10 protein-coding genes are annotated in these 12,732 nt (G+C 25.0%); 8 read left to right on the top strand and 2 right to left on the bottom strand.

Annotated features, from left to right (window positions below):
- The first annotated feature begins 609 nt into the window (after window positions 1-609).
- The 3 genes from KQI36_RS13950 (at window position 610) to KQI36_RS13960 (ending at window position 4,227) form a co-directional block, all read left to right on the top strand.
- A complete protein-coding gene (locus KQI36_RS13950; protein ID WP_010296102.1) occupies window positions 610-1,719 on the top strand; it encodes a PfkB family carbohydrate kinase in 1,110 nt (369 codons plus the stop codon).
- Window positions 1,720-1,759: 40 nt separating this feature from the next.
- Window positions 1,760-2,677, top strand: a complete 918-nt coding sequence (locus KQI36_RS13955) for a pseudouridine-5'-phosphate glycosidase (protein WP_010296099.1) — start codon at window positions 1,760-1,762, stop codon at window positions 2,675-2,677.
- 188 nt (window positions 2,678-2,865) lie between these two features.
- Window positions 2,866-4,227 carry an MATE family efflux transporter gene (locus KQI36_RS13960; RefSeq protein WP_216451387.1) on the top strand — a complete coding sequence of 454 codons (1,362 nt, stop codon included), beginning with the start codon at window positions 2,866-2,868 and terminating at the stop codon, window positions 4,225-4,227.
- A 133-nt stretch (window positions 4,228-4,360) separates the two neighbouring features.
- Here the strand turns inward: KQI36_RS13960 and KQI36_RS13965 are convergent, their stop codons facing one another.
- Window positions 4,361-4,588, bottom strand: coding sequence for a DUF378 domain-containing protein (locus tag KQI36_RS13965; protein WP_010296093.1), 228 nt, complete (start codon window positions 4,586-4,588; stop codon window positions 4,361-4,363).
- 163 nt (window positions 4,589-4,751) lie between these two features.
- On the opposite strand from KQI36_RS13965, the gene purB reads away from it, so the two are divergent.
- Window positions 4,752-6,182, top strand: coding sequence for an adenylosuccinate lyase (gene purB, locus KQI36_RS13970; RefSeq protein WP_216451388.1), 1,431 nt, complete (start codon window positions 4,752-4,754; stop codon window positions 6,180-6,182).
- Between the two features lie 75 nt (window positions 6,183-6,257).
- Here the strand turns inward: purB and KQI36_RS13975 are convergent, their stop codons facing one another.
- Window positions 6,258-6,974, bottom strand: coding sequence for a nuclease-related domain-containing protein (locus tag KQI36_RS13975; RefSeq protein WP_216451390.1), 717 nt, complete (start codon window positions 6,972-6,974; stop codon window positions 6,258-6,260).
- A gap of 239 nt (window positions 6,975-7,213) precedes the next feature.
- Between KQI36_RS13975 and KQI36_RS13980 the strand changes: the two genes are divergently transcribed.
- The 4 genes from KQI36_RS13980 (at window position 7,214) to KQI36_RS13995 (ending at window position 12,413) form a co-directional block, all read left to right on the top strand.
- Window positions 7,214-7,819, top strand: coding sequence for an acetate uptake transporter (locus tag KQI36_RS13980; protein ID WP_010296086.1), 606 nt, complete (start codon window positions 7,214-7,216; stop codon window positions 7,817-7,819).
- Between the two features lie 244 nt (window positions 7,820-8,063).
- The gene (locus tag KQI36_RS13985; RefSeq protein WP_216451391.1) at window positions 8,064-8,774 is read left to right on the top strand and encodes a hypothetical protein; all 711 of its coding nucleotides are present in this window, start codon (window positions 8,064-8,066) and stop codon (window positions 8,772-8,774) included.
- Window positions 8,775-8,851: 77 nt separating this feature from the next.
- On the top strand, window positions 8,852-9,751 hold the full coding sequence (locus tag KQI36_RS13990; RefSeq protein WP_216451392.1) for a glycoside hydrolase family 73 protein: 900 nt from the start codon (window positions 8,852-8,854) through the stop codon (window positions 9,749-9,751).
- A gap of 94 nt (window positions 9,752-9,845) precedes the next feature.
- Window positions 9,846-12,413 carry a 3'-5' exonuclease gene (locus tag KQI36_RS13995; protein WP_216451393.1) on the top strand — a complete coding sequence of 856 codons (2,568 nt, stop codon included), beginning with the start codon at window positions 9,846-9,848 and terminating at the stop codon, window positions 12,411-12,413.
- Window positions 12,414-12,732 lie beyond the last annotated feature (319 nt).

Below are 12,732 nucleotides of genomic sequence, written 5' to 3' on the forward strand. Positions count from 1 at the left end.
AAAGCTGCTACAGCATCACATAGAGAAAACCTAGCAAAAGTTAGAAAAGGACAATATGAAGGATTCTTTGAAAAAATATACTTTAATTTTAAAAAAATATTAATAAAATTATATTAATTTTAAATAACATTAAATAATAAATCTAATTATTAAATAAAAATTTGTCAAAATAATTATTTTTTAATGTAAAAAAATAAATTTGTATGAATATTTATGTAAAATGAAAAGTAAAAATTCTAACATTATTTATGTTAATTAAGTTCAAATTCTATTTATCTATTAAGTTTAAAAGGTTTTTATTTAAATAATTTATAAATTTAAGTATTTTTTAGGTATTATAAATTTAAAATGAATAATTTAAAAGAAAATGATAAGTGAAAATTAAAGAATATGTTTTACATAATATAAAAATTTATGTTTAAAACAATAATAAATTTAACATATATGACTAATTAAAAAATAGAATATAAATATTTAAAAAAGCAAATTTTAAGTATATAAAGAAAATAAAAAATAGACATTTTTTAGTTGCATTTATAAAAAAAACGTGATATTATTTAAACAAGCTAAACAAATGCTTATAAAATAAGCAGATATGTAGGTGAAAAGATGACGAAAAGAGAAGAAGAAATATTAAACTTAATAAAAAAGAATCCTTTAATATCTCAAAATCAGTTAAGTGATGTATTAGGAATAACAAGATCTTCCGTAGCTGTACATATAACTAATCTAATAAAGAAAGGTTATATAAAAGGCAAGGGGTACATTGTAAATGATGAAGATTTTGTTGTTGTAATAGGAGGAGCTAATGTAGATATTTTAGGAATAGCCAAGAAAAATTTAATATATAGGGATTCTAATATAGGAAAAATAAAAATGTCATTAGGTGGAGTTGGACGAAACATTGCTGAAAATTTAGTAAGACTTGGAGTTAACACAAAACTTATAACTACTATAGGTGATGACCTTTATGGGACAAAAATACTAAATGAATGTAGAGATTTAGGTATAGATTTAGAAAATAGTTTAATGCTTAAAGGATATAATTCATCTGTATATATGTCAATCTTAGATTCTAAAAATGACATGCATGTTGCTATATCTGAAATGGAGATATTAGATAATATGTCTATAGAATTTATTAAACAAAAGAGAAATATAATAGAGTCTTCTAAAGTAGCTATTATAGATACAAATATACCTAAAGAAGTTATAGAATATGTTGTAAATAATTTTAAAGATACTAAATTCTTTTTAGATACAGTATCTACAGAAAAAAGCAAAAAAGTTAAAGATATAATAGGAAAATTTCATACAATAAAACCTAATAGGTATGAAGCTGAAATTTTGTCAGGAATAGAAATAAAAAATAAAGAAGACCTAACAAAAGTGAGTGAGTTTTTCTTAAATAAAGGTGTTGAAAGAGTTTTTGTATCTTTAGGAGAAGAAGGAACTTATTATAATGACCAAGAGGGTAATGAAAAAATTATTAAACCAAATAAAGTTGAAGTTAAAAATGCTAATGGAGCAGGAGATGCTTTTGTATCTGGTTTAGTTTATTCATATCTTAGAGATTATTCAGTGGAAGATACTATAAATTTTTCAATGGCATGTTCTGCAATGGCGTTAAGTCATGAAAATACTATAAATCCAAATATAAATGCAGAGGATGTTAATTTATTAGTTGAACAAAATAAAAAAGATAAAAATTATAATTAATTTATAAATGAAAAGGTTTATTTAAAAGGAGTGTAATTTTATGTTAGAAAAATATTTAGAAATAAATGAAGATGTTAAAAAAGCCCTAGAAGAAGGAAAACCAGTAGTTGCACTAGAGTCTACTATAATTTCTCATGGTATGCCATATCCTAAAAACGTAGAAATGGCTTTAAAAGTAGAACAAATAATAAGAGAAAATGGAGCGGTTCCAGCAACTATAGCTATATTAGGTGGAAAATTAAAAGTTGGATTAACTAAAGATGAAGTTGAATATTTAGGAAAAGCACCTAATGTTATAAAAACAAGTAGAAGAGATATACCTTTTATAGTTGGGAAAAAGCTTGATGGTGCAACAACTGTTGCTTCTACTATGATAATAGCAAGTCTTGCAGGTATAAAAGTATTTGCAACAGGTGGAATTGGAGGAGTTCATAGAGGAGCTCAAGAAACTTTTGATATATCAGCAGATCTTGAAGAGTTAGGAAACACAAATGTTGCTGTAGTTTGTGCAGGAGCAAAATCTATACTAGATATAGGATTAACTTTAGAATATTTAGAAACTAAAGGAGTTCCAGTTATTGGTTATAAAACAGAAGAATTACCAGCATTTTATACTGTGAAATCAGGATTTAAAGTAGATTATAAAGTTGAAGATGCAAAAGAATTAGCTGTTGCATTAAAAGCAAAATGGGATTTAAATTTAAAAGGTGGAGTTGTTGTTGCAAATCCAATTCCAGAAGAATATGCAATGGATTATGACATGATAACGAATGCTATAAATAATGCGGTAAAAGAAGCAGCGGAAAAAGGTATAAAAGGTAAAGAATCAACACCTTTCTTACTTTCAAAAGTAAAAGAAATAACAAAAGGACAAAGTTTAGAAGCTAATATAGAACTTGTTTACAATAATGCTAAACTTGGTGCTGATTTAGCCGTAGAATTAAGTAAATTACAATAATATATAAATAAAAAATTTAGGTAAAATTTATTTTATATTAGCTGTCTTTAAATAGAGTTTATTTAGAGACAGCTTTTTTAGGTGCATTTTATTACATAAATAATATTTTGAAAATATATAGTTGAATTTAAAGAAATATGATAATATTCATAATGTAGAAAAAATATAAAAATGGGTTAAGGTGGAATATGGAAAAGGGAGTTTTACGTGATAAAAGATTTTATAAGAAAATGTTTGCAATAGCTATTCCAGTAATGATTCAAAATTTAATTTCATCATCACTGAATATGGTAGATACTATAATGATAGGTAAATTAGGTGAAACACAAATTGCTGCAGTTGGTCTTGCAAATCAGTTTTATTTTTTATTCTCACTATTTATTTTTGGAGTTAATAGTGGATGTTCAATATTTACTGCTCAATTTTGGGGGAAAAATGATAAAAGTAATATAAGAAAAATATTAGGAATTTGCTTAATTTTAGGATGTGCTGGAGGATTAATATTTAATATATTAGCTTTTTTTTCGCCAGAGCTTGTAATGAGATTTTTCACCAAAGATCCATTAGTAATAAAATTAGGTGCAGATTATTTAAAAATAGTAGGATGGAGTTATGTAATAACGGCGATAAGTTATGCATTTGCTTTTTCTTGTAGAGGTATAGGTCAGGCTAAATTACCTATGATAACAAGTGCCATTGCTCTTTTGTGTAATACAGTATTTAATTATATTCTTATATTTGGAGCGCTAGGTTTTCCAACTTTGGGAGTTGAAGGGGCAGCTATTGCTACTCTTATTGCAAGAATAATGGAAATGGCACTTATAATAATTGTAATATATAAAAGAAAAAGTCCATTAGTTGGAAGGTTAAAAGAGTTTTTTGATTTTAATAAAAAGTTCTTTTTAGGAGTTGTAAAGACAATGTATCCAGTTGTAATTAATGAACTCTGTTGGTCCTTGGGAATGACAATGTATTCAGTTATATATGCAAGAATAGGAACTGAGGCTGTTGCCACATATCAGATAGCAAGTACTATACAAAATATATTTATAGTAGCTGGATTTGGACTAGCTAATGCATGTGCAGTTATGATAGGAAATGAAATTGGTGCTGGTAGGGAAGAAAATGCTCAAATATATGGAAATAGGTTTGTAAAAATTACATTTATTATTGGGTGTATAACTGGTACACTATTATTTTTAGCAACTACTCCAATAGTAGAAATGTATAATGTTTCACCACAAGTTTTACATGATACTAAAATTATATTACGTGTATTTAGTTTTATAACACCTTTTAGAATGCTTACAAGTATATTTATAGTGGGAATTTTAAGAAGTGGAGGAGATGTAAAATATTCATTTGTATTAGAGATGAGTGGAGTTTGGATAGTTGGAATACCTATTGCTATAATATGTGCTCATGTTTTGCAATTACCAATATATTTAGTTGTATCAGTAGTATATATACAGGAACTTTTAAAAGTAATGTTAGCGTTCCCAAGATTTAAATCTAAAAAGTGGATAAGAAATTTAGTGAGTGATATGTAGTGAAAAAAATTTAAAACTCAGAAAGTTATATTTAAGTAAATAAAAAATTACAATTTATCTTTAAAAAAAATACAAATTAGTATAAAATAATGAAGTCTAAACATAATATGTTTAGACTTCATTATTTGTTATGTTAATTTTTACCTTTAATACAGGTTATGGTTAATCTTATTAAGTTGACAGCAGCTAGTCCAACTAAAATGTACACTAATCTAGATAAAACTACGCTTAAACTTTCAGGAAAAACTGAAAAAATTGTTGTAACAAGGTTGAAATTAAGTAGGCCTATTAATCCCCAATTAAGTCCACCAATTATAAGTAGGACTAAAGAGATTTTGTCTAATAAATTAAAGTGATACATATTATTCCCCCCAATGATATATTATATATTTCTAATTAAATATATGAATGTAAAATAGATATTAGAACTCTAAAGAAACGAATAAATATATTACTTTTTAAGAAAATATATGTTATAATATGAAGTATAACGTAAAAAAAAATTAAAATATACGGAGGAAACTATGAGAAATTTATATAATTCACCATTTAATAAGAGATATTCTTCAAAGGAAATGTCTTTTATATTTTCAGATGAAATGAAATTTAAAACTTGGAGAAAGCTTTGGGTTGCTTTAGCAAAAGCTGAAAAGGAACTAGGTCTTAATATAACAGATGAGCAAATAAAAGAACTTGAAAATAATATAGATAACATAGATTTTGATGCTGCAGAAAAAAAAGAGAAAGAGATTAGACATGACGTAATGAGCCATGTATATGCTTATGGATTGGTAGCACCAAGTGCAAAAGGAATAATTCATTTAGGGGCTACTAGTTGTTACGTTGGGGATAACACAGATCTTATAGTTATGAGAGAGGCTTTATTTTTAGTAAAGAAAAAAGTTATAAATATAATAAATAATTTATCTAATTTTGCTATGAAATATAAAGATACTCCTACTCTTGGATTTACACATCTTCAACCTGCACAGTTAACAACAGTAGGTAAAAGAGCCACACTATGGGCTAATGAGCTTGTTATGGATCTTGAAAATTTAGAATTTGTTATAGAAAAAATGAAATTTAGGGGTGTAAAAGGAACAACTGGAACACAAGCAAGTTTTATGGCGTTATTTAACAATGATGAAGTAAAAGTAAAAGAACTTGATAAAATAGTATGTGAAGATATGGGGTTTAAAAAGTCTTATCCAGTAACAGGTCAAACATATTCAAGAAAACTTGATTCTATAATATTAAATACTTTATCTGAAATAGCACAAAGTGCTTATAAATTTAGCAATGATTTAAGAATACTTCAGAGTATGAAAGAAATGGAGGAACCTTTTGAAAAAAATCAAATAGGTTCATCAGCTATGGCATATAAAAGAAATCCTATGAGAAGTGAAAGAATTGGAGCTCTTTCAAGATATATAATAGTAAATTCTTTAAATCCGGCTATAACAGCAGGAACTCAATGGTTTGAGAGAACTTTAGATGATTCAGCCAATAAAAGAATTGCTGTATCTGAAGCATTTTTAGCATTAGATGGTGTTTTAAACTTGTATTTAAATGTAACTGAGAATATGGTTGTTTATCCAAAAGTTATAGAAGCACATGTAAACAATGAACTACCATTTATGGCTACAGAAAATATATTAATGGAAGCTGTAAAAAGAGGAAAGGATAGACAAGAGTTACATGAAAGAATAAGAATTCACTCTATGGATGCAGCAAGAAGAGTAAAAGAAGATGGATTAAATAATGATTTAATTGAAAGAATAATAAATGATGATAATTTTGGATTAACAAAAAAAGAAATAGAAGATATTATAAGCCCTAAAAACTTTGTTGGAAGAGCGCCAGGTCAGGTAATAGACTTTGTAGAGGAATATGTAAAACCAATATTAGAAGCAAACAAGGAACTTTTAGGTGAAAGCGCTCAAATAACTGTTTAATTATAAAAGTTTAATTATAAAAAATATCCTATAGAGTAGACAATATAAAAAATCTACTCTATAGGATATTTCTGTTTATAAATGTTTTTTTAGTGAATTAATTATTAGACCTTGCTCTTTTTTGGTTAATTTTTTACTTTTATTAGAATTAGATATATAGTTAAGCATGTCATAACCACCGCTTGTCTTATGTAAAAATACTTTTAAAGAAGTATTTTTAAAAATTACATTAGCATTTGGATTAGTAAAATATATAATACCATCTACGTCACAATCAACATTAAGATTTTTTAAGATTTTATTTATTTTTTTTATGTGAGTTTTAACTTGTCTGCAGGGATTGTACATTTTAAAGTTAGTTTTTCCATTACTATAATATTTATTAGAAATGGAAATAGTTTTATCATTTCCATTTCCACAAATGAATCCAAAAACATTTTTAGTTTCTATTATGAAAACACCATTTTTACCAATGACTATAGTGTCAATTTGTGCAGAATTATGATCTGACTTTATTTTTAAATCCGATAAAACAGTATAGCTGTTTTTAAGTTTTTTTAATACCTGTAAAGTGATGTCTTCACCTTTAATACCAGAATTTAATTTTTTTATTTTATTATTCAAAATATAAACAATAGATATAGATGGAAAGATTAATAAATATAATAAAAAGTGTATATTAGTACCTAAATATAAAAACAGATATATAAAAATAATATTAACTATAATATTAAAATGATATATAAGTTTAAGCCTTTTTAAACGATTTTTCTTTTTTAGTATAGTAGCCAAAATTTTCTCCTTTGTAAATAAAAGATTAATATATATTTATTATAGAAAAAATAAGATAAAATTACAATATTCGACATATAAAAAGGGATACAAAATTAATATATAATTAACAAATAAAAACAAAAAATATGTTGACTTTATTTATTAAATATAATAATCTTAATAGGCGTTTGTAAATTTATATAAAATTTTAATGGAATTATAATATAACGCAAAATTACATTTTAATGGAGGGACTTATGAGTAATAATAAAGTACAAATCGTAACAGCAGATCCTTCAGCTTTAGGATTATTTGGACTTGCTGTAATAACATTAGTAGCATCTTCACAAAAACTTGGGTTAACACAAGATGTATCTTTTGTTTTACCATGGGCAATATTTTTAGGTGCATCTGCTCAATTGGTTGCATCAATAAATGATTTTAAACATAATAATACTTTTGGAGCAACAGCTTTTGGAGCGTATGCATTCTTTTGGTATTCTATGGGACTTACTTGGTTAATTCAAAATGGTGTGTTTGGAGAAGCTCTTGCATCAAAAGCAGATCCAAAACAATTAGGATTTGCTTTTTTGGCATATTTAATATTTACAATATATATGACAGTAGGAGCTATGGAAACACATAAAGTTTTGTTTACAATATTTTTCTTTATAGATTTCCTATTTTTAGGATTAACTTTAAGTTCATTTGGAATTATAGCAGAACCTGCACATATGATAGCAGCATATGCAGAACTTGGAATAGCTATAGTATCATTTTATGGTAGTGCAGCAGCAGTATTAAATACTCATTTTGGAAAAATTGTATTGCCAGTTGGAAAACCTTTTGGAATATTTAAATAGTTATTTTACATAAGTTTTAACTAATAAAAAGGCTAGTAAGTGATAAAATCAACTTACTGGCCTTTTGGTTTATTGTAGATATATAATTTATAAGTTTAATTTATATATATAATTTTAAATGGATAACTTATTTGATATTTTTATTATAATAAGATATATTAATTTAAAAAATGTAAAAATAATTTTGTTTAGATAAATATTTTAAAAGTCAACTTTAAGATTTACATAAAAGGAAGGAGACAAAATGAAAAAAAATAAATTTTTAATTTCAGTATATATTACAATATCTATGATGTTAGTTGGATGTGGGAAGATTAATTTAACAACTATAACAGAAATAAATAAAGACGGTAGTGGATATGTTATGGGAAAAATGAAATATGATAACATTTCTGGAAAGGTTTTAAATCCAATATTGGAAAAGAATATAAGAGGAGAAGAAGAGGGATTCAAAATTAAAAAATATGAAGAAGATAATATGGAAGTAATCGAATATAAATATAGCTTATATGACTTTAAAACAGTTAGTAAGGAAGATTTAACAAAATACATAAGTATTCATAAAAGTATAAAGCCAGGGATATTGAAAAACAAAGTATATTTAGATATAAAAGTTAATAAGGATATTCTAAAAGAAATAATATCTCATGCTACGGATAAACAATATAAGGTTATAACACCATCACTGATTAACTTTATTAAAGATATTAATTATGAGAATCAGATGAAGGTTCCTGGAAAAATAGTAGAGTCCAATGCAATGACTATAGACAATGATGTAGCAAAATGGAACTATAAACTTAATGAGATAAAAAGTGGAACTACTATGTCTATTGTTTACGTTCAGAATCAATTTTTATATGTAATTTTATTATATGTATTTGTATTAGGAGTTTTAATGGCTTTAGTATGTTATAAGTTTATAAGAAAACATAACCAACAAAGAATATATTAAGTATTCAAGTTTTAGATAAATTTAAACGATAATTATAATGCAATAAGTTGAAATTTTACTAGAAAGTAGGGGAATGGATGAAACGTGTATCCATTATAGTAGGGGCTATTATATTATTTATAATTATGGTTTTAGTGTTTGAAATATCTTATAGATTTGGAATAAAAAAAAGCATTAAAATAGATGGATTAGATACCTTAAAATACATAGAAATAACAAAGGAAGTATGTGACAATAAATTTAATTTGAATTGGAGAGAAATAGCTGCTATAGCTGTTGTGGAAAATAATAATTCATTTTTAAATATAAAAAATGAAGATATAGAACATACAGCAAAAATATTCATAAAAACATCAACTAATGAGGTTTTTTCATTAGAAGAAGTATTAAAAAAGTTAAACTTCACAACTAAAGAAAAAAGAAGAGTTTATAAATATATAGAAGAGATTAAGAATTGTAAAATAAATCTGCCTAAAGATATAAAGGGAGAGGATTATCAGATAAATTTTATAAATGAAATTTTGGAAGGTTCAATATATAATTACGAAAAATATAACATAATGCCATCAGTAACAATAGCACAAGCAATAATAGAGTCCAATTGGGGAAAATCAGAACTTGCTATTGCTGGAAATAATTTATTTGGGATAAAAGCAGATGGTAAGTACAAAGGTGAGACTATTAGTTTTAAGACTAAAGAATTTTACAATGTGGTAATAGATGAATATTTTAGGAAATATAAAAATAAGAATCAATCTATTAAAGATCATGGTATATTTTTAAATGAAAATAAAAGATATAAGGATCATGGATTTTTTAAAGAAAAAAATTATAAAAATCAATGTTTGTCATTAGAAAATGCTGGATACAGTACTGCAGAAAATTATAATGGTGAAAAAATTTATGCTGATGTTTTAATAGAACTAATAGAAAGCTATAAATTATATCTTATAGATATTCAAGTTGAAAATAAATAATTAACGTAAAAAAATCAGTTTTTTATTTAATGAAAAGCTAAGTGTTTTTCTGTTACAATAAAAATATTAAAAAAATTAAATTAGGGAGTATTTTATGAGTGAAAATAAATTTAATGAAAAACAAAAACTAGTTATTGAAACATTAGATAAAAATATATTACTTTTAGCTGGTGCAGGTACGGGAAAAACTAATACATTATCATATAGAATTTCAAATATAATAGAAAAAGAAAAAGCTACTGCAAAAGAAATTTTATGTATTACCTTTACAAATAAAGCGTGTAAGGAAATGAAGGATAGAATACTTGAAAATATGGGGAGCTGTGGACAAAATATTACTGTAAGAACTTTTCATAGCTTTTGTTTTAATATTGTAAAGAGTGAAGCTAAAAAAAGAACTGATATATTTACGGATTTTACAGTATATGATGAAAATGACTGTGAAGAAATTATAAAGAAAGTAAATTACTTTAATCATCCAATACAATCTCTTCAAAATTTTATAAATTTAGTAAAAGAGCATAGGGCAATATATAATGTTTATAGTGAAAACTCCGTAGACGATTATAGGAATGTTATATCCATATTGAAAACTGAAGAGCCTTATAAATTAAAAAGAGTTTCGGTGGAAAAATATAAATTTTCTCAAAGCATATATGATAAGTTCCTAGAGCATGGACAAGATATGGTAGAAGCATATAATAGGATTCTATATGGTAATCATGGATTAGATTTTACGGACCTTATAGTTAAGGCAAAAGAATTATTTAATCAGCCTAAAGTAGTTGAAAGGATATGTGAAAAATTTAAATATATAAATATAGATGAAGTTCAAGATACAAGTATTTTAGAATATAGCATAATAGAAAAAATATTTAATAAAAATAATATATTGCTTTGTGGAGATAGTTTTCAAACAATTTATGAGTGGAGAGGATCTACACCAGAAAATATATTTGAAAGATATTTAAGAAAGTATAATCCTTTAAAAATTAATTTTGACAAGAATTATAGAGCAACAAAAGTATTAACAAACGCATCTTGTAATTATTTAAAAAATGCATTTGATGATAAAATTGACAATTCAAGCATTAGTGATATTAAAGCTTATTCAAAGGAAGTTGGAGAAAAAATAAAATATTTTAAAGCTGAAAATATAAATGAAGAAGCAAAATGGATATTGAATGAAATAAAAAAAATAAATAAAGAACATCCTTCTAAAATTTGTGTTTTGACAAGAAACAATAAATATAATATAGAGTTAAGTCAACAATTAGCAATGGCTTCATTAAGAGAGAAAAATGAAGTGAATTTTATACTTATAGATCAATTTAAATTTTTTAGGAGACAGGAAGTAAAAGACATATTAGCATTTATAAAATTGATAGTAAATAAAAATGATAATAATAGCTTATCAAGAATACTAAGAAGACTAAAAACAGGTATAGGTGAGAGAACTTTAAGTGAAATACAATCTAAAGAATATAAAGAAGTAGGAATAAATTTATCGGATTTTATGGATTTAAATACTTTTAAATATGGTGATAAGTTTATTTTTTTACATAAAGAACTAGAAAAAAATAATGTAATAGTGTTTGACGTAGAAAGTACTGGAGTTGATACAACAGAAGATGAAATAATACAAATAGCTGCAATAAGAATAAATAATAAAGGGGAAGCTATAGAAGTATTTGAAAGGTTTTTAAAAAATAATAAATCTGTGAAAGATTCAGAGTATGTTCATGGATTTAGTGATGAATATTTAGAAAAACATGGGAATGATAAAATAAAAGTATTAAAAGAGTTTTTGGAGTTTTCTAGAGGAGCTGTAATAGTTGGACATAATGTTCAATTTGATATAAGCATATTAGCTAGTGAACTTTCAAGAAATAAATTAGATGGGGCAGAGTTTATAGGCGTTTATGATACGTTAGACATATATAGAAGGTTTTATCCTAATATGTGTAATCATAAGCTAGAAACATTAAGTAAAGCATTTAATACTAACCACAAACCAAGTCATAATGCTATGGATGATATATTAGCCACTGGGGAACTTTTAGTAAAGGGAATTTATGATAAGATTCTTCCTACAACGTTGAAAAGACAATCCTTAATACTAAAACATTTGAAAAGTTTTAAAGAAATAAGTATAAAGTTAATTGATTTCATAGAAAAATCAAAAGGCTTAAGACCGCAAGATATTGTAGCACTTGTGGTAAATGAGTTTAACATAAAAGAAATATATATAAACGAACCTAATAGAATAAATAACTTAAGAGAATTTTATTTGATAGCAAAAGAATTAGATAACAAGGAAAAAAACCATAGGGATTCATTAATGGAGTTTATTCAAATCACATCGCTATCAAATGGAGAAATGGAAAGACTTATGACAAAGGGTAAAAGAATACCTATAATAACAGTGCATCAAGCAAAGGGTTTGGAATTTGAATATGTATTTTTAAGTGGATTATATGAGCCAAATTTTCCATCATATCAGTCAATAAAAGAAAACTATTTTGAAGAGGAAAAAAGAATATTTTATGTGGCTATGACAAGAGCTAAAAAAATGTTGTATTTAACAAGTATTTCAAGTAATAGATATGTTCAAAGTAGATTTATAAAATATATAAATAAAGAGTTTATAGAAGAAATTTAAATATAGTTCGGTAAAGTGATAGAATAGTATTAAAATCCATAGTAATACTAGTTTTATCACTTTATAATATAAAATTTAATAATTATATAAATTAGTTTACATAATTAAAATTAAGTTACTAAATTAAAAAGTAAACTATGCAAATATAAATTAAATAGTAATCTGTATATTAAATTAATTATCTATCAACATCCTAAAATTATATTAATAAAGAATTTATAAGATTCTTATATTACTATTGAATAAAATTATAAGATTTATTATAAAATAAAAGTAATCCATATTTTATACGGATTACTTTTATTTGTGTTAACTGAGC

Origin of the sequence: Clostridium senegalense (assembly GCF_018916625.1) — a bacterium.
GTDB classification, from domain to species: Bacteria; Bacillota; Clostridia; order Clostridiales; family Clostridiaceae; genus Clostridium_J; species Clostridium_J senegalense.